We start from the raw sequence: 18,611 nt of genomic DNA, 5'->3' as shown, positions 1-18,611 counted from the left end.
CAAGACGTACGGAACCGGCGGCCATGGACTACAGCTCCCGTGTGGCGAACGCGCCCCGGAGGCCGGCTCCGCGTACATCGCGCGGAGCCGTGCCGGACCGGACGTCAGCCGCGGCGCCCGGGAGCGTGACGGGAGAACCCCGCATGCTCAACAACGAAAACGAGAACACCCCCGCCGCCGACGCAGGCAGCCCCAGCGACAACCTGCCCCCGCGCAGGCGTCGCCGCGCGGCTTCCCGCCCGGCCGGCCCGCCCGGCGGTGTCGCCGCCGAGGCGCCCGCCGAGACCGCCCCCGCGCCCGCCGTGGCCGAGGAGGCTCCGGCCGCTCCGGCTCCGCGTGCCCGTCGCCGTGCGGTCCGTGCCGTGGCCGCTCCGGCCGCCGCCGAGCCGGTCGAGCTCGTCGTGGAGGCTCCGGCCGCTCCGGCCGTCGAGGAGGAGGCTCCGGCCGCTCCCGCCCCGCGTGCCCGTCGCCGTGCGACCCGTGCCGTCGCCGCCCCGGCCGCCGAGGCCGCCCCGGTCGTGGCCGAGGAGCCCGTCGAGGAGGCCCCGGTCGTGGCGGAGGCCCCCAAGGTCGCCACCCGCACCGTCGCCGACGCCGTCGACGCCCCGAAGCGCGGCCGCCGCCGCGCCACCCGGGCCGCCGCTCCGGCCGCCGCCCCCGCGCAGCCCGAGGCCGCCGCCGAGACCGAGGCGCCCGCCGCCCCGAACCGCGCCGCCCGCCGTGCCGCGCGTCCCGCCGTGCCCGTCTTCCAGGCCCCGGTCTTCGCCGAGCCGATGTTCCAGACCCCGGAGACCGCCGCCCTCGCCGCCGCGGCCGCTGCCGCCGCCGTCGAGGCGGAGGAGGCCGAGGAGGAAGAGGCCGAGGAGGCCGTCGCCGAGGTCCAGGCCCCCGTCGCCGCCCAGCCGGCCGGCCGCCGTCGCCGCCGTCGTGGCGCCGCCGCCGAGCCCGTGGCCCCGGCCGAGGCCGAGTACGCCGAGGAGGAGCCGGAGGCCGAGGCCGCCGAGCTCGACGAGGACGAGGCCGACGAGTCGGACGAGCGCCCGTCGCGCCGCCGTCGCCGCGGTGGCCGTCGCCGTCGTCGCGGTGAGGCCGCCGACCTGGACGAGAGCGCCGAGGAGGAGGCCGAGGCCGAGGCCGAGGAGGCCGAGCAGGAAGAGGAAGAGGAGGCCGAGGAGGCCCTCGGTTCCTCCTCCAGCCGTCGCCGCCGTCGCCGTCGCCGCCGCAGCGGTGACGCCGCCGAGGTCGAGGCGGGCGAGGAGGACGGTGTCCGCACCGTCGTCAAGGTCCGCGAGCCGCGCCCGGCGCGCGAGAAGGCCGAGCCGTCCGACGAGGTCCAGTCCATCAAGGGCTCGACCCGCCTGGAGGCGAAGAAGCAGCGCCGCCGTGAGGGCCGCGAGCAGGGCCGCCGCCGCGTCCCGATCATCACCGAGGCCGAGTTCCTGGCCCGCCGCGAGGCCGTCGAGCGCGTGATGGTCGTGCGCCAGAACGGCGACCGCACCCAGATCGGCGTCCTCGAGGACAACGTGCTCGTCGAGCACTACGTCAACAAGGAAGAGGCCACCTCGTACGTCGGCAACGTCTACCTGGGCAAGGTCCAGAACGTGCTGCCGTCGATGGAGGCCGCCTTCATCGACATCGGCAAGGGCCGCAACGCCGTCCTGTACGCCGGTGAGGTCAACTTCGAGGCGCTCGGCATGGCCAACGGGCCGCGCCGCATCGAGTCCGCCCTCAAGTCCGGCCAGTCCGTGCTGGTCCAGGTCACCAAGGACCCGATCGGCCACAAGGGCGCCCGTCTGACCAGCCAGGTGTCCCTGCCCGGCCGCTACCTGGTCTACGTGCCCGAGGGCTCGATGACCGGCATCAGCCGCAAGCTGCCCGACACCGAGCGCGCGCGCCTGAAGACCATCCTCAAGAAGATCGTCCCCGAGGACGCGGGCGTCATCGTGCGCACCGCCGCCGAGGGCGCGAGCGAGGACGAGCTGCGCCGCGACGTCGAGCGTCTGCAGGCGCAGTGGGAGGACATCCAGAAGAAGTCGAAGCAGATCACGACCTCGTCGCCGAGCCTGCTGTACGGCGAGCCGGACATGACCGTCCGCGTCGTGCGCGACATCTTCAACGAGGACTTCTCCAAGGTCATCATCAGCGGTGACCAGGCGTGGGAGACCATCCACGGCTACGTGTCCCACGTGGCCCCGGACCTGGCCGACCGGCTGTCCCGCTGGACCTCCGAGGTGGACGTCTTCGCGACGTACCGGATCGACGAGCAGCTCGCCAAGGCGCTCGACCGCAAGGTGTGGCTGCCGTCGGGCGGCTCCCTCGTGATCGACAAGACCGAGGCGATGATCGTCATCGACGTCAACACGGGCAAGTTCACCGGTCAGGGCGGCAACCTCGAAGAGACCGTCACCCGGAACAACCTGGAGGCGGCCGAGGAGATCGTGCGCCAGCTGCGGCTGCGCGACCTGGGCGGCATCGTCGTCATCGACTTCATCGACATGGTCCTGGAGTCCAACCGCGACCTGGTGCTGCGGCGCATGCTGGAGTGCCTGGGCCGCGACCGCACGAAGCACCAGGTGGCCGAGGTCACCTCGCTGGGCCTGGTCCAGATGACCCGCAAGCGGGTGGGCCAGGGTCTGCTGGAGTCCTTCTCGGAGACCTGCGTCCACTGCAACGGGCGCGGTGTCATCGTGCACATGGACACCCCGGCCGCGGTCGGCGGCGGTGGCAACGGCAAGCGCGCCAAGCGCCGCGGCGGCCGTGCCCTGGAACACGAGCACGAGCACGAGCTGGAGACGGCCGGCGTCGTCGAGGCCGAGGTGTTCGAGGCCGAGACCGAGGCGGAGGTGGCCGCCGAGGTCGCCGCGCCGCGGGCGCTGCCCGAGCCGGAGTTCGTCCCGGGCGAGGAGCTGTACAGCAGCCCGGCCGAGGCCGAGGCCGCGGCGGGCATCAGCGGGCGCCGCAACCGTCGCCGTGCCACCCGCAAGGCGACCGCTCCGGCGGGCGCCCCGCGCGGCGGTGAGCGTCAGGCCGCCCCGGCGCCGGTGACCCCGGTCGTCCTGGACGAGCCGGTCACCGAGGCCGCCGACACGGTGCTGGAGCCGGCCGCCGAGGTCGTCGCCGAGGCCGTGGAGGCCGCGGAGACGGTCGAGGCCGCTCCGGTCGAGGCCGCCCCGGTGGCCGAGGAGGCCGCGCCGAAGGGCCGTACCCGTCGCCGGGCGACCCGCAAGGCCACCGCTCCGGCCCCGGAGCCGGTCGTGGAGGCCGTGGCCGAGCCCGTCGTGGAGGCGGAGCCGGAGCCGGTCGTGGAGGCCGTCACCGAGCCCGTCGTGGAGGCGGAGCCCGAGCCGGTCGCCGCGGCCGTCGCGGAGCCCGTGGCCGAGCCCGAGCCCGTCGTGGAGGCCGCCCCGGCGCGTCCGCGCCGCCGCGCGGTCCGCAAGGCCACCGCTCCAGCCGGTGCGGCCGAGGCCGCCATCGTGGTCGTCGAGGCCCCCGTGGCCGAGCCGTCCGCCGAGGCTGCCGCTCCGGCCGAGGCTGCTGCTCCGGCCGAGGCCGAGCCCGTCGTCGAGGCGGATGCCGAGGCCGAGGCCCCGGCGCCGGCCAAGAAGACCGCCCGCAAGGCTCCGGCCAAGAAGGCGGCCACGGCGAAGAAGGCCCCGGCCAAGAAGGCGGCGGCCGCCAAGAAGACCGCCGCGAAGAAGACGACGACGGTCAAGAAGACCGCCGTGAAGCGGGCGACGAAGAAGACCGCGGCGGCGGAGCAGCAGACCCCGCCGTCCGTCTCGGCTCCGGCCGAGGCCTGATCGACGCCTGTCCGTGGGCCCCGCCGTACCGGCGGGGCCCACGGGCGCGCGGGGCCCGGTTTGACCCTCCGGAACCAGCCCCGTAACCTAGACCGTCGGCGTGTCCTGGACGTTTACCGTGCAGCGCGCCACGCTCCTGAGCACCTTCCTCCCGCACCCTCCGCGCAAGCGGACGGGACACGGGAGAGGCCGCTCGTCCATTCCGGATCACCGTGGGCCCCGGCCCGCGTGAGCGGCTGGCTTCAGGAGTTTCCGCCCCGAGTGAGAGAGAGATCCGCGTGTACGCCATCGTGCGCAGCGGTGGTCGCCAGCACAAGGTTGCTGTCGGCGACATCGTTGAGGTTGACAAGATTTCCACTGCCAAGGTTGGCGACACGGTCGAGCTCTCGACCCTGCTCGTTGTCGACGGCGACGCCGTGACCAGCGACCCGTGGGTCCTGGCCGGCATCAAGGTCACGGCCGAGGTCGTGGACCACCACAAGGGCGCCAAGATCGACATCCTGCGCTACAAGAACAAGACCGGCTACCGCCGTCGCCAGGGTCACCGCCAGCAGTACACGGCGATCAAGGTCACCGGTATCCCCGCGGCTGCGAAGTAAGAGGGACTGAGACATGGCACACAAGAAGGGCGCATCGTCCACCCGGAACGGGCGCGATTCCAACGCTCAGCGGCTCGGCGTGAAGCGCTTCGGCGGTCAGGTCGTTTCCGCCGGCGAGATCCTCGTCCGCCAGCGCGGCACCCACTTCCACCCGGGTGCGGGTGTCGGTCGCGGTGGCGACGACACGCTGTTCGCGCTGCTGCCGGGTGCGGTGCAGTTCGGCACGCACCGTGGCCGCAAGGTCGTCAACATCGTTCCGGCCGCCTGATCCAGCTCCTGCTGAATCACAAGCGTTCGTAACACCCCGAGGGCGGATCTCAACTCTTCCCGGCACGTGCCGGGAAGAGAGGTCCGCCCTCGGCGCGTTGTCACATAGACACGTTTAATGGGCAGCAAGGCCTGCCCGGGACATTCCCGTATGTATCTGGAGGAACACCCATGACCACCTTCGTGGACCGCGTCGAGCTGCACGTCGCCGCGGGTAACGGGGGCCACGGCTGCGCCTCCGTTCACCGGGAGAAGTTCAAGCCCCTGGGCGGACCGGACGGCGGCAACGGCGGCCGTGGCGGCGACGTCATCCTGGTGGTGGAGCAGGCGATCACCACCCTGCTCGACTACCACCACAGCCCGCACCGCAAGGCCACCAACGGCAAGCCCGGCGAGGGCGGCAACCGCTCCGGCAAGGACGGCCAGGACCTGATCCTGCCCGTGCCGGACGGCACCGTCGTCCTCGACAAGGAGGGCAACGTCCTCGCCGACCTCGTCGGCCAGGGGACCACGTACGTGGCCGCCGAGGGCGGCCGCGGCGGCCTCGGCAACGCCGCGCTGTCCTCCGCCCGCCGCAAGGCCCCCGGCTTCGCGCTGCTCGGCGTCCCCGGCACCACGGGCGACATCGTCCTGGAGCTGAAGACCGTCGCCGACGTGGCGCTCGTCGGCTTCCCGAGCGCCGGCAAGTCCTCGCTGATCTCGGTGCTCTCCGCCGCCAAGCCGAAGATCGCGGACTACCCCTTCACCACCCTCGTCCCGAACCTGGGCGTGGTCACCGCCGGCTCGACCGTCTACACGATCGCCGACGTCCCCGGCCTGATCCCCGGCGCCAGCCAGGGCAAGGGCCTCGGCCTGGAGTTCCTGCGGCACGTCGAGCGCTGCTCGGTCCTCGTGCACGTCCTGGACACCGCGACCCTGGAGTCGGACCGCGACCCGGTCGGCGACCTCGACCTCATCGAGGAGGAGCTCAAGCTCTACGGCGGCGGCCTGGAGAAGCGCCCGCGCCTCGTCGTGCTGAACAAGGTCGACATCCCCGACGGCCAGGAGCTCGCCGACATGGTCCGCCCGGACCTGGAGGCCCGCGGCTACAAGGTCTTCGAGGTCTCCGCGGTCGCCCGTACGGGCCTCAAGGAGCTCTCCTACTTCCTCGCCGAGGTCGTCGCCAAGGCGCGCGCCCGCAAGCCCAAGCAGGAGGCGACCCGCATCGTCATCCGCCCGAAGGCCGTGGACGACGCCGGCTTCACCGTCAGCTACGACGAGGTGGAGGACGTGTACCGCGTGCGCGGCGAGAAGCCGGAGCGCTGGGTGCGCCAGACCGACTTCAACAACGACGAGGCCGTCGGCTACCTCGCCGACCGCCTCAACCGCCTCGGCGTCGAGGACGCCCTGAAGAAGGCCGGCGCGAAGGCGGGCGACGGCGTCGCCATCGGCTCCGACGAGAACGCCGTCGTCTTCGACTGGGAGCCGACCATGATGGCCGGCGCCGAGATGCTGGGCCGCCGCGGCGAGGACCACCGCATGGAGGCCCCGCGTCCGGCCACGCAGCGCCGCAAGGAGAAGGAAGCCAAGCGCGGCGACGCCGCCCAGCAGGAGTACGACGAGTTCCGTCCCTTCTGATCCGCCCCTCCGCCGCTTCTGATCCGTCCGATCCGGTGCGTTCGGACGGATTTGAAGCCGCCTTTACGCCGTTCGCCTAGGATCCTGCGGGTGAGCAGCAGCAATTCCAGCAGTGACACCCCCTCGGTGTCCGTGGTCGTGATCGCGTACAACGACGCCGGGCTCGTGGGCGAGGCCGTCTCCTCGGCCCTCGCCCAGGGCCCGGTGGTCGCCGAGGTCATCGCGGTCGACGACGCCTCCTCGGACGCGACCGCGCGGGTCCTGGACGAGCTGTCCGCCGTGCACCCGCGCCTGAAGGTGGTCCACCGCACGGAGAACAGCGGCGGCTGCGGCACCCCGCGCAACGACGGGATCGCCGCCGCGACCTCCCCGTACGTCCTGTTCCTCGACAGCGACGACGTCCTGCCGCCGGGCGCGGCCGACGCCCTGGTACGGGCGGCCGAGGAGCACCGGGCCCCCGTCACGGTCGGTGCCTGCGTCCGGCGCGAGCTGCCGGAGGGCCGCGACGTGCCGTGGATGCCCGGGCTGTACACGCCGGGGGAGGTCATCGAGCGGCCCGCCGACCGGCCCGAGCTGGTCCGCGACACCCTCTGCGTCAACAAGCTGTACGAACGCGCCTTCCTGGAGAAGCACCGGATCCGCTTCCCCGACGGCCGGTTCGTCTACGAGGACTTCGTCTTCACCTCCCGCGTCCTGGCCGCCGCCCCCCGCATCGCGGTCGTCGGCGACCTGGTCTACGTGTGGCACGTGCGCCGGAGCGCCGCCCAGGTGTCCATCTCCCTGGACCGCAAGGACATCGGCAACTGGGCCTCGCGCGTCGAGGCCCACCGCACCGCCTCCCGCACCCTCGCCGCCGCCTCCCCGGAGCTGGGGCACGCCTGCCAGGTGAAGTTCCTCGACTACGACCTGCGCATGTACCTGCGCGAGCTCGGCGGGGACCCCGGCTACCGGGCCGCCTGGTGGACCCTGACCCGCGACTACCTGGCCGGCTTCGACCCGGCCGACGTCGACGCCGCCCCCGCCCGGGCCCGCTGGACCGCCCGGGTGCTGCTGGCCTCCCGGACCCCGCCCGCCGACGTGGAGCGGCTGATGACGGGTCTGGCCGCCGAGCCCGCCCGGCTGCTGCCCCCGTACGCCGCCGACGGCGCCGGGGAGCCGGTGTGGAGCGAGGAGCTGCCGGTCCCGCTGGACGGGCTCGCCGACCTGCCCGCCGCCGACCTGCCCCTGACCGTCGACGCGCGGCCCGCCGGGGGCGGCGCCGTCCAGGTCCGGGTCCGCGACCTGTACGGGCGGCTCGCGCAGGCCCGCCCGCAGACCGTCTCGCTGAGCTTCCTGCCCCGCGCCGGCGGCGATCCCGTCCTGGTGCGCCCGGCGGAGCTGCGGCCCGCCGCCGACGGGGACGGCTGGACCGCCGAGGTCCCGTTCCGCCTGGCCGCGCTGGCCGCCGAGGGCCGCCGCCGGGGGCTGCGCGGGATGCAGGCCTGGGACGTCCGGGCGGGCGTGGGCTGCGCCGACGGGAGCTCCCCGCTCACCTCGCTGCGCCCCCTGGGCGGACTGCTCCGCCGCAGGGCCCTGCCCAGCAGCCGGTACGGTGTTCTGCTGGCGCAGCCCTACCGCACGGCCTCCGGCGCGCTCGCGCTGCGCCTCGCCCCCGGTGCCGGGGGCGCGCTGACCTTCGTACGCAACCGCCTCGACCGCGCCCGCGCGCGCAGGTCACGCTAGAGCTCGGGAGATACGCATGACGTTTCTGATCACCGGTGGCGCCGGATACATCGGCGCCCACGTCGTCCGCGCGATGCTGCTCGCGGGGCAGAAGGTCGTGGTCTTCGACGACCTCTCCACGGGCCGGGAGGACCGGGTACCGGAGGGCGTGCCGCTGGTGACCGCCTCGGTGCTGGACCGCCTCGCCCTGGACGAGGCCCTCGCCGAACACAAGATCACCGGCGTGGTGCACCTGGCGGGCAAGAAGCAGGTCGGCGAGTCCGTCGAGAAGCCGCTGTACTACTACCACGAGAACGTCGAGGGCCTTCAGGTCCTGCTCGGCGCCGTGGCCGCGGCCGGCATCCGCAACTTCCTCTTCTCCTCCTCCGCCTCCGTGTACGGGATGCCCGACGTGGACTCCGTCACCGAGGAGACCCCCTGCAAGCCGCTGAGCCCGTACGGCGAGACCAAGCTGGCCGGCGAGTGGCTGGTCCGGGCCGCCGGCAAGGCCCACGGCATCTCCACGGCCTGCCTGCGCTACTTCAACGTGGCGGGCGCGGCCACCCCCGAGCTCGCGGACACCGGGGTCTTCAACCTGGTCCCGATGGTCTTCGAGCGCTACGACGCCGGTGAGGGCGCCCGCATCTTCGGCGACGACTACCCCACCCCGGACGGCACCTGCATCCGCGACTACATCCACGTCGAGGACCTGGCGGACGCCCACGTGGTGGCGGCCCGCCGGCTCGCCGAGTGGGGCGCGGCGGGGGAGTACAGGGACCTCACGGTCAACATCGGGCGCGGTGAGGGCGTCTCCGTCAAGGAGATGGTCGAGCTGCTGAACGCCGGCACCGGGCACACGTACGCGCCGGTCGTCACCCCGCGCCGTCCCGGCGACCCGGCGAAGGTCGTGGCCTCCGCCGACCGGATCGCCGCGGAGCTGGGCTGGAAGGCGCGGCACGACGTCCGCGAGATGATCAGCTCGGCGTGGGCGGGCTGGGAGGCCAACCGCGAGGCGCACCGGGACCGCCGCAAGGACGCCCACACGGTCTGACGCCCCCGCGTACGAAGCCGCCCGCCCCGGATCAGCTCCGGGGCGGGCGGCTTCTCGGTTCCGCGGCGCGGTCAGCGCTCCAGGAAGTCGAACAGCTTCTCCCACCGGTCGGTGATCTCCGCGCTGGAGTAGCGGCGCACGCTGCGGAAGGCCTCGTCGCCGAGCCGGTGGCGGGTGCCGGCGTCCGACATCAGGGTGTCCAGGTGGCCGGCCAGCTCCATCGTGTTGCCCAGGCGGGCCAGCAGCCCGTCCTCGCCGTGGCGGACGATCTCCCGTACGCCGGGCGCGCAGTCGAACGCGGCCACGGGCAGGCCCGCCGCCATCGCCTCCAGCAAGGTGATCGGGAAGCCCTCGGCCCGGGAGGCCTGCGCGAAGACGGAGGCCTCGCTGAGCGCGCCCAGGACGTCGTCGGTGCTGCCCATCCACTCCACGGAGTCGTCCAGCCCGAGGGAGGAGCAGTGCGCCCGCAGGGTCGCCTCCTCCGTGCCCGCCCCGTAGATCCGCAGGGTCCAGTCGGGGTGGCGCGGGGCGGCGTCCGCCCAGGCGTCGAGCAGCAGGTCCACGCCCTTCTCGAAGGCGAGGCGGCCGACGCTCGCGACGACCTTCGCGGTGCGCGGGGCGGGGGAGTCCGGCATGAACGGCAGCGGGTTCGGCATGCTGTCCACGTTCTCCATGCCGGCCCGGATCCACAGGTCCGCGTCCTCCGGGGTCAGCACCAGCAGCCGGTCGACGTCCTGGTACCAGCGGCGGACCCGGTCGCCGCGGGTGGACTTCTGGCTGGCCTCGAAGGACTCGTGGCTCATGCCGATGACGGAGAGACCCTTGGTGTCGGCGAGGGCCACCCACTCCATCGCCCAGACCTGGGTGACGATCACCACGGCGCCCGGGCCCGCCGCGCGGAACAGCTCGCCCAGCTGCTCCGCCTTGGCCCGCATCTGCGCCCGCCGGGCCGCCTGGCGGCGCCGCTCGGGGGCGTTGAGGCGGCCCTTGACGCCGTGCAGCCGGCGCGCCTTCGGCGGGTGGGTCTCGTACAGGGTGGTCATCTCGTACGGGAGGCCGGCGGGCAGCTTCTGCCGGATCTCCTCGGCGACGGGGGCGATGCCGACGATGTGCACGCGGTGGCCGCGGTCGGTGAAGAGCCTGGCCATCTGGTGGGACCAGGTGGTCACACCGCCGAGCTCGTCCACGCTGTTGGAGACGATGAAGATGTCCCGGCTCACTTGCCGCTCCTCGTGAAGAACTTCTCGACGATCCGGCGGGCGGCGTCCCCGCGGTCGTACTCGCCGAACTCGGCGAGGAATCGCTGGCGGGCCTCGGCGTACTTGGCGTCGGCCTCGTCGAAGGCGGCGACGGCCTGCATCAGCTCGTCCGCCGTGGCCACCACCGGGCCCGGGGCCTTCTCCTTCAGGTCGAAGTAGGTGCCGCGGATGTCCGTCGCGTACTTCTCGTAGTCGTACGCGAAGAAGATCATCGGCCGGTCCAGCACCGCGTAGTCGAACATCACGGACGAGTAGTCGGTGATCAGCCCGTCGGCGAGCGCCAGCAGCGGGGTGATGTCGTGGTGCCGGGAGACGTCGATGACCCGGCCGGCGACCGAGGGCGGCAGGGAGACGCTGTTGAGGTAGTGCGTGCGCACCAGCAGCGTGCAGCGGTCGCCCAGCCGGTCCGCGAACTCCTCCACGTCGAAGGGGAACTCGAAGCCCTCCACCGCGCCGTCCGCGGTGGCCCGGAAGGTCGGCGCGTACAGCAGCACCCGCTTGTCCGGGTCGATGCCCAGCTCGGCGGCGAGCGGCCCGCGCACCCGCTCCCCGCTGTCCGTCTCGGCGCGGTGCGCCTCGACCAGGGCGTCGTTGCGCGGGTAGCCGGTGCGCAGCAGTACCTCGTCGCGCAGCCGGAAGCCCCGGGCGAGGGTGCGGACGTCGTGCTCGGAGCGGATCAGGAAGTGGTCGAAGCGGTTGACGGCCGCCTGGAACCGGTCCTGCGCGGGCTTGCCCTGGGCCTTGGTGCGGGGCTCGTGGAAGCCCATCCGCTTGAGGGCGGAGCCGTGCCAGGTCTGGATGTACGTGGTCCCGGGGCGCTTGGCCAGGGCCAGCGGGAAGCCCTGGTTGTCGACCCAGTACTCGGCCTGCGCCAGTGCCCGCAGGTACTGCCAGCTCCAGCGCTTGACCAGGGTGGCCTCCTTGGGGAAGCCGGTGGGCTTGGCACCCGCGTAGGACCAGATCGCCTCGAAGGGGGCGTTCTGGCGGACCAGCTCCTCGTAGATGGCCTTCGGGCTGTCGCTGTACTGCTTGCCCATGTGGCTCTCGAAGACGACCGTGCCCTTCTTGATCGGCAGCTTCGAGAAGACCTCGTGGTAGACCTTCACCTTCTGCTCGCCCGAGCCGATGTTGCGGCGCGCCCTCAGGGCCCGGCGCAGGCTGCGCTTGACCACGCCGGCGGCCTTGCCGTGCATGGCGCTGCTGATCAGCGACTGGGTGCGGACGGCGGCGGGGCCCTCGGCGGTCAGGACGTAGGAGAGGTTGCCCTTCTTGGTCATCTCCGGCTCGAAGCGGTCGGAGACCAGCCGGGTCAGGCGCGGGCGCACCCGCAGCCGGGCCGCCGACTCCAGGTCCACCCCGCCGACCGAGACGCGGGTGGTGACCCGGTCCCCGCCGGCCGTCAGCTTCAGGCGCACGTCCCAGACGGCGTCGATGATGCCGAGCGGGCGGACGGTGCCGCCGACGTCGGCGGTGGTGCTCCACTCGATCGTGTCACCGGCGTGGCGCACGGTTGCCACGGGGAAGCTGAAGGAGCGCACGCCGATCTGCCGCCGGGCCCGGAACTCCAGCGAGGCCGACAGCTCGGCGCCCTCCGCGATCCGGCCCAGGGGGTTCACGACGGCGCCGGAGAGGGTGACCTTGCCGCGCCCGTCGTCCTCGTACGAGGTCAGACGGTTGCCCAGGATCAGGGAGGACAGCGGCGTGGTGTGGAAGCCCTGGTCGGTGACGTCCAGTATCCGGCGGCCCTCGGCCTCGGCCGGGTCGTCGATGTGCTGTGCGCACCAGTAGACGCGGCCGTCGCGCTCGGCGAGCGGGGAGGACAGCCGGCCCTTGTTGATCATCGCGTCGGCGGCCGCGAGGAGGTTCTTCCAGTCCTCCTTGCCCAGCAGGTAGGCGCAGATGGCCTGGAGGTACGTGACGTTCTCGTACGCGGCCGGGTCGATGCCGGCCAGGTAGCCGTTGGCGAGCCGGGCGAACTCCTGGCGGTAGGCGTCGCCCAGCAGGGGCAGGTCGCGCAGGTGCAGCACCAGGTCGTGCTTGAGGAACTTGGCGTCCTTGGCGGTCTTGATGGCGGTGTGGCCCTTGGCGGCCAGCAGCTCGTCGACCCGGCGGTGGATCTCCATCCGGTGGACGAAGTTCGCGATCTCGTGACGCCGGTTGCTGATCGACTTCGCGGCGGCCTTCTCGACCACGTTCCAGTAGTAGACGTGGTTGGGGATCAGCGTGATGCGGCGGGCCGCTACGTAGGCCTGGGCCGAGAACAGCAGGTCCTCGTAGTGGATGCCGACCGGGAACTCCAGGCCCTGCTCCAGCAGGAACGCGCGCCGGTAGCACTTGTTCGTGGAGAGGGTGTCGTAGACCAGCAGGTCCGGGTACTCGGTGATCGACTCCAGCGTGCGGGTGCGCGCGTAGATCCACGGGTACCACTCCGTGGTCTTGCCCCAGCGGTTGTCGAGGTGCACGCGCACGCACATGCCCGAGACCAGGTCGGAGCCGGTGCGCTCGGCGGCGGCGAGCATGTTGCGGCAGGCGTTGCGCTCCAGGACGTCGTCGCTGTCCAGGAACATGACGTAGGTGCCGGTGGCCTGCTTGATGCCGTGGTTGCGCGGCGCGCCGCAGCCGCCGCTGTTCTCGGGCAGCCGGAAGGCACGGACGCGCCCCGGGTTCGCCGCTTCGAGCTCCTGGGCGACCTCGTAGGACCGGTCCTTGCTGCAGTCGTCCACGATCACGACTTCGACCCCGCGCAGGGTCTGGTCCAAAACCGACCGGACGGCTGTCGGCAGACGCTCTGCGTCGTTGTAGACGATGACGACCACGGAGACGTCAGGCACGTGCACCTCGATCCCTTCGTTCCATTCCGCTTATCCCGTCAAAGCTACCGTGTGCCGCACACGACTCGGGCAGGCCGACCTCCGCCGTGCATACTTCTAAGGAAGAGGTGAGTCGCGGGTCCGGTCGCCGACAATCACCCGTTCGGACCCCAGCAGGAAGTGCCCATGACCAAGCTGTCGGTAGTCGTCCCCTGTTACAACGAAGAAGCCGTCATCGACCGCTTCGACGAGGAGATCCGCAAGGTTCTGGACGCCCTGCCCGTCGAGTACGAGGTCTGTTACGTCGACGACGGCAGCCGCGACGGGACCCTCGGCAAGCTCCGGAAGATCGCCGCCGAGCACCGGGACCAGACCCGCTACGTCTCCTTCAGCAGGAACTTCGGCAAGGAAGCGGGCATGCTCGCCGGCCTGCGCGAGGCCACCGGCGACGCCGTGGTGATCATGGACGCGGACCTCCAGCACCCGCCGGAGCTGATCGAGACCATGCTGGAGCACTACCGCCAGGGCCACGACCAGGTCATCGCCCGGCGCACCCGCGAAGGCGACAAGAAGCTCCGATCGGCCCTCAGCCGCCTCTACTACCGGGGAGTCAACCGCTGGGTCGACGTCGAGCTCACCGACGGGGTCGGCGACTTCCGGCTGCTGTCCCGGCCCGCCGTGGACGCCCTGCTCGCGCTGCCCGAGTACAACCGCTTCTCCAAGGGTCTCTTCTCCTGGATCGGCTTCGACACCGTTCACTTCGACTACCAGAACGCCCAGCGCGAGGCCGGCGAGACGAAGTGGAAGTTCGCCTCCCTGCTGAACTACGGCATGGACGGGCTGATCTCCTTCAACAACCGCCCGTTGCGCATTGGCATCTGGCTCGGGGTCTCGCTCGTCGCGCTGACCGGCCTGTACGCGCTGTGGATCACCGTGATGGCGATCACCAACGGCATCGACTCGCCCGGTTACGTCACGATCATCGCGATGATCGCCGGCATCGGCGGAATGCAGATGATCATGCTCGGGCTGATCGGCGAGTACATCGGCCGCATCTACTACGAGACCAAGCGCCGCCCGCACTTCCTGGTCAAGGAATCCCACGGCGCGGCCCCGGCCCCCGGTCCCTCGGAACCGGTCGTCGCGGAGCGCAGCAGCCGATGAGCAGCCCGTCCCGGCGCGACCAGCTCGGCCAGATCCTCCGCTTCGCCCTGGTGGGCGGGGTCAACACCGGCACCTTCTTCGCCATCTACCTGCTGCTGCACCCGTGGATGCCGTACTTCGCCGCCTACACCCTGGCCTTCGTGCTGTCGATGGTCGGCTCGTTCTTCATGAACACCTACTTCACCTACCGCACCCGCCCCACCTGGAAGAAGTTCCTCCTCTTCCCGCTGACGAACGTCACCAACTACGTGATCCAGTCCGCCGGCCTCTACGCCCTGGTCACCTGGGCCGGCCTGGACACCCGGATCGCCCCGCTGGTCGCGGCCGTCGTGGCCATCCCGTTCACCTTCCTCCTCTCGCGGAAGATCCTCATCCCGGGAACGGGCGCGGCCGCGGCCCCCGCATCGGAGCGGGCCGCGGCCGGCTCCCCGTCCAGGGGCTGAAACCCGCGGGCGGGCGCGGCGCGGGACCCCGTAGATTGACCGGGTCGGTTGGTCGGTTTCGTGCGTGTGCGAGGGGAAAAGACGTGTCAGCGGCTAGGCAGGGTGTCGTGGACGCCCGCAGGATCGTGATCAAGGTCGGCTCCTCCTCCCTGACCACCGCGGCGGGAGGGCTCGACGCCGACCGGGTGGACGCGCTGGTCGACGTACTGGCCAAGGCCCGCAGCGGCGGCGAGAAGGAGATCGTCCTGGTCTCCTCCGGAGCCATCGCCGCCGGACTCTCCCCGCTCGGCCTGGCCCGCCGCCCCAAGGACCTCGCCCGCCAGCAGGCCGCCGCCAGCGTCGGACAGGGCCTGCTCGTCGCCCGGTACACCGCCTCCTTCGCCCGCTACGGCGTCCGCGTCGGCCAGGTGCTGCTCACCACCGACGACACCAGCCGGCGCGCCCACTACCGCAACGCGTTCAACACCCTGGACCAGCTCCTGGCCATGGGCGCGATGCCCGTCGTCAACGAGAACGACACCGTCGCCACCGACGAGATCCGCTTCGGCGACAACGACCGGCTGGCCGCCCTCGTGGCCCACCTGGTCCGCGCCGACCTCCTCGTCCTCCTCTCCGACGTCGACGGCCTCTACGACGGGGACCCCTCCCTGCCCGGCACCACCCGCATCGAGGAGGTGCGCGGGGCCGAGGACATCGCCCACGTCTCCATCGGCAGCGCCGGCAAGGCGGGCGTCGGCACCGGCGGCATGGTCACCAAGGTCGAGGCCGCGCGGATTGCGGCCGCGGCGGGCGTCCCCGTCGTCCTCACCTCCGCCAGCCGGGCGGCGGACGCCCTGGCCGGCCGCGAGACCGGCACCCTCTTCCACCCCACCGGCCGCCGCTCCGCCGACCGGCTCCTGTGGCTCCAGCACGCCTCGACCCCGCAGGGGCACCTCGTCCTGGACGACGGCGCCGTCCGCGCCGTCACCCAGCGCGGCAGCTCCCTGCTGCCCGCCGGGATCGCCGCCGTCGAGGGCGACTTCGTCGCGGGCGACCCCGTCGAACTGCGCTCCGCCGAGGGGGTCGCGGTGGCCCGGGGCCTGGTCAACTTCGACGCCAAGGAACTCCCGCAACTGCTCGGCCGCTCCACCCGCGAGCTTGCGCGGGAGCTCGGACCCGCGTACGAGCGGGAGGTCGTGCACCGGGACGATCTGGTCCTGCTCCAGGGCTGAGGTTCGGGAAAACCACCGCGCGGCGGGCCGGGGACTGGTCAACTGTGAGGGGCGGACACGCGTAGCGCAGACAGGAGGCGGCTGGTGAGACGAGCGCTGACCAGCGTCGGTACCGGGGACGGCGCCGGCGGGGAGGAACAGGGCCCGGTGTCCCGTCTCTGGCACGTGACGCTGAGCGTCTCGGGCAAGCCGACGCCGCTGCCGGAAGTGCGGCGCGGGCTGGAGCAGCTCGCGCACGACCACCCCTTCCTGCTGACCAGCCGGTACGCCGACGACCACGCGGAGATCCGGTACTGGGAGGAGGCCCGCGACCTCCACGACGCGGCGGCCGTCGCCCTGCGGCTGTGGGGCGAACACCGCTCGACGGCGCAGCTGCCGCCGTGGGAGATCGTCGGCCTGGAGGTCATCGACCGCACGACGTACCACCAACGCGTGGCCGAGGGCTACGGCCCACCCCCGGCCCACCCGGTGGGCGTGCACCCCTACTAGACGCGCTGCTCGCGCGGCTCGGCCGCGAGCGGCCTCCCCGGCTTCGCGCCGCTGCGCCGGACTCCGTCCGCCGGGCGCGGCCGCTGGCCCCGGCTGGGGTGCGCTCAATCGCCGCGCGGGCTGGATGTGCGCAGCACATTCCAGCCCCGCCGGCGTTTGAGGCGCGGGGTCTGGGTCGGAGCCCCAGGGGTTTTCAGGCGCGCCGGCGTCTGAGGCGGGAACGGTGGAAGGGCGGGGCGGGGCGGCGTCTCGCGGGGTGAAACTCACGCGGGGTCCGGGGGACCCGGGGATTACCCTGGGCGGCATGACCTCGCTCGACGACGCCACCGCGACCTCCCCCGTCCTCGCCACCGCGGCAGCGGCCCGTACCGCCGCCGCGGCCATCGCCCCACTCTCGCGGTCCGCCAAGGACACGGCCCTCCTGGCCATCGCGGACGCGCTGACGGCCCGTACCGACGAGATCGTCGCCGCCAACGCCCAGGACATCGAGAAGGCCCGCGCCGCCGGCACCAGCGAGACCGTCGTCGACCGGCTCACCCTCACCCCGGAGCGGGTCGCCGCCATCGCCTCCGACGTGCGCGACGTCGCCGCCCTCCCCGACCCCGTCGGGGAGGTCGTCCGCGGCTCCACCCTCCCCAACGGCATCGACCTCCGCCAGATCCGCGTCCCCCTCGGCGTCGTCGGCATCATCTACGAGGCCCGGCCCAACGTCACCGTCGACGCCGCCGCGCTCTGCCTGAAGTCCGGCAACGCCGTCCTCCTGCGCGGCAGTTCCTCCGCCTACGCCTCCAACACCGCCCTCGTGGCCATCCTGCGCGACGCGATCGAGGGCGCCGGCCTGCCCGCCGACGCGATCCAGCTCGTCCCCGGCGAGTCCCGCGACTCCGTCCGCGAGCTGATGCGCGCCCGCGGCCTCGTCGACGTGCTCATCCCGCGCGGCGGCGCCTCCCTCATCAAGACCGTCGTCGAGGAGTCCACCGTCCCGGTCATCGAGACCGGTACCGGCAACTGCCACGTCTACGTCGACGCCCAGACCGACCTCGCCATGGCCGTGGACATCCTCGTCAACTCCAAGGCCCAGCGGCCCTCCGTCTGCAACTCCGCCGAGACCCTCCTCGTCCACCGCGACATCGCCGACGCCTTCCTCCCGCTCGCCCTCGACGCGCTCGCCGACGCCGGCGTGACCGTCCACGGCGACGACCGGGTCCTCGCCGCCGCCGAGGGGAGCAAGGTCACCGCCCTGCCCGCCACCGACGAGGACTGGGCCGCCGAGTACCTGTCGTACGACATCGCCGCGGCCGTCGTGGACTCCCTCGACGACGCCGTCGCCCACATCCGCCGCTGGACCTCCGGCCACACCGAGGCGATCGTCACCACCTCGCAGGCCGCCGCGCGCCGGTTCACCCAGCTGGTCGACTCGACCACCGTCGCGGTGAACGCCTCCACCCGGTTCACCGACGGTGGCCAGTTCGGGTTCGGCGCCGAGATCGGCATCTCCACCCAGAAGCTGCACGCCCGCGGCCCGATGGGCCTGCCCGAGCTCACCTCCACCAAGTACATCGTCACCGGCGACGGTCACATCCGGTAACCGCCACCCGAACCCGGTGTGGCCGGATTCCGGCTTTCACCCTGCCCAAAGCGGCCCCCCAGGTCTACGCTGTTCCCGTGCCGGACGACGTGGGGGGCAAGCCGTTCCCGGACGACGGGGAGCCCGACGACGACCGCGGAGGCGCGGATCACGACTTCGCCTCCGTGGTGTTCGACGAGGCCTTCGTCCGGAGCGCCGAGATCCATGAACCGAGCGCGGCCGAACGCCAGCGCGCCGCCGACCTGGCCCGCGCCGAGGCCGAGGCCGCCCGCGTCGCCGGAGGCTGGGCGGGCGAGGACGACTACGGCCACCTGGACGGGTACCCGCTCGACGACCCCGCCTGGGAGGCCGGCCACTACGGCTACGCCGAGGGCCCGTACGGGGCCTACGGCGGCAGCCTGCGCCCCTACCGCGGCCGCGCCGGCTGGCTGAGACCGGTCGCCTGGGTGCTCGCCGTCGTCATGGGGCTCGGGATGGTCGCGCTCGCCTTCAGCGCCGTCTACCGCAGCGCCGCGGGCGACGCGGACCCCGCACCCGCCCCCGCCAGTACCCCACTCGGGGAAGTCACCGGCGTCGGCGCGTTTACGTACCCCGTCGGCCGCCAACCCTGAA

At 72.6% G+C, this 18,611-nt stretch carries 14 protein-coding genes; 12 read left to right on the top strand and 2 right to left on the bottom strand.

Going from position 1 to position 18,611, the window contains the following annotated elements; all coding sequences use genetic code 11:
• Positions 1-143 precede the first annotated feature (143 nt).
• The 6 genes from AB0F18_RS04900 to galE all read left to right on the top strand — a co-directional run bounded on the left by AB0F18_RS04900 (position 144) and on the right by galE (position 9,035).
• Positions 144-3,800 carry an Rne/Rng family ribonuclease gene (locus AB0F18_RS04900; RefSeq protein WP_362055053.1) on the top strand — a complete coding sequence of 1,219 codons (3,657 nt, stop codon included), beginning with the start codon at positions 144-146 and terminating at the stop codon, positions 3,798-3,800.
• Positions 3,801-4,078: 278 nt separating this feature from the next.
• Complete coding sequence (gene rplU / locus AB0F18_RS04895) at positions 4,079-4,399, top strand: 50S ribosomal protein L21 (protein ID WP_015033583.1); 321 nt, start codon at positions 4,079-4,081, stop codon at positions 4,397-4,399.
• 13 nt (positions 4,400-4,412) lie between these two features.
• The gene (gene rpmA, locus AB0F18_RS04890) at positions 4,413-4,667 is read left to right on the top strand and encodes a 50S ribosomal protein L27 (protein WP_007264038.1); all 255 of its coding nucleotides are present in this window, start codon (positions 4,413-4,415) and stop codon (positions 4,665-4,667) included.
• A 170-nt stretch (positions 4,668-4,837) separates the two neighbouring features.
• Positions 4,838-6,283, top strand: a complete 1,446-nt coding sequence (gene obgE, locus AB0F18_RS04885) for a GTPase ObgE (RefSeq protein ID WP_362055052.1) — start codon at positions 4,838-4,840, stop codon at positions 6,281-6,283.
• Between the two features lie 90 nt (positions 6,284-6,373).
• The gene (locus AB0F18_RS04880) at positions 6,374-8,005 is read left to right on the top strand and encodes a glycosyltransferase family 2 protein (protein ID WP_362055050.1); all 1,632 of its coding nucleotides are present in this window, start codon (positions 6,374-6,376) and stop codon (positions 8,003-8,005) included.
• Between the two features lie 16 nt (positions 8,006-8,021).
• The gene (gene galE / locus AB0F18_RS04875; RefSeq protein ID WP_362055048.1) at positions 8,022-9,035 is read left to right on the top strand and encodes a UDP-glucose 4-epimerase GalE; all 1,014 of its coding nucleotides are present in this window, start codon (positions 8,022-8,024) and stop codon (positions 9,033-9,035) included.
• Between the two features lie 71 nt (positions 9,036-9,106).
• Here galE and AB0F18_RS04870 read toward each other — a convergent pair whose 3' ends face one another.
• Positions 9,107-10,255 (bottom strand): glycosyltransferase, encoded by a 1,149-nt coding sequence (locus tag AB0F18_RS04870; RefSeq protein ID WP_362055046.1) that lies wholly within the window; start codon positions 10,253-10,255, stop codon positions 9,107-9,109.
• Positions 10,252-13,131: a bifunctional glycosyltransferase family 2 protein/CDP-glycerol:glycerophosphate glycerophosphotransferase gene (locus AB0F18_RS04865; protein WP_362055044.1), complete on the bottom strand. Its 2,880-nt coding sequence runs from the start codon at positions 13,129-13,131 to the stop codon at positions 10,252-10,254. The genes AB0F18_RS04870 and AB0F18_RS04865 overlap by 4 nt, the downstream gene beginning before the upstream one ends.
• Positions 13,132-13,290: 159 nt before the next feature.
• Here AB0F18_RS04865 and AB0F18_RS04860 point away from each other — a divergent pair, with 159 nt between their 5' ends.
• From AB0F18_RS04860 to AB0F18_RS04835, 6 genes are all read left to right on the top strand, one after another.
• A complete protein-coding gene (locus AB0F18_RS04860; RefSeq protein ID WP_362055042.1) occupies positions 13,291-14,268 on the top strand; it encodes a glycosyltransferase family 2 protein in 978 nt (325 codons plus the stop codon).
• A complete protein-coding gene (locus AB0F18_RS04855) occupies positions 14,265-14,711 on the top strand; it encodes a GtrA family protein (protein ID WP_362055040.1) in 447 nt (148 codons plus the stop codon). Before AB0F18_RS04860 ends, AB0F18_RS04855 begins: the two co-directional genes overlap by 4 nt.
• 83 nt (positions 14,712-14,794) lie before the next feature.
• Positions 14,795-15,922, top strand: coding sequence for a glutamate 5-kinase (proB, locus tag AB0F18_RS04850; RefSeq protein WP_362055038.1), 1,128 nt, complete (start codon positions 14,795-14,797; stop codon positions 15,920-15,922).
• Positions 15,923-16,018: 96 nt separating this feature from the next.
• Positions 16,019-16,411, top strand: a complete 393-nt coding sequence (locus AB0F18_RS04845; RefSeq protein WP_362055124.1) for a hypothetical protein — start codon at positions 16,019-16,021, stop codon at positions 16,409-16,411.
• Positions 16,412-16,715: 304 nt separating this feature from the next.
• Positions 16,716-17,999, top strand: a complete 1,284-nt coding sequence (locus tag AB0F18_RS04840) for a glutamate-5-semialdehyde dehydrogenase (RefSeq protein WP_362055036.1) — start codon at positions 16,716-16,718, stop codon at positions 17,997-17,999.
• Positions 18,000-18,076: 77 nt separating this feature from the next.
• Positions 18,077-18,610: a hypothetical protein gene (locus AB0F18_RS04835; RefSeq protein WP_362055034.1), complete on the top strand. Its 534-nt coding sequence runs from the start codon at positions 18,077-18,079 to the stop codon at positions 18,608-18,610.
• The last annotated feature ends 1 nt before the right edge of the window (position 18,611 follow it).

It is taken from the genome of Streptomyces sp. NPDC029216, assembly GCF_040648015.1.
In the GTDB taxonomy this organism is placed as follows: Bacteria; Actinomycetota; Actinomycetes; order Streptomycetales; family Streptomycetaceae; genus Streptomyces.
Note: the sequence above shows the minus strand (reverse complement) of the source record. Positions and strands in the feature narration are given on the sequence as shown.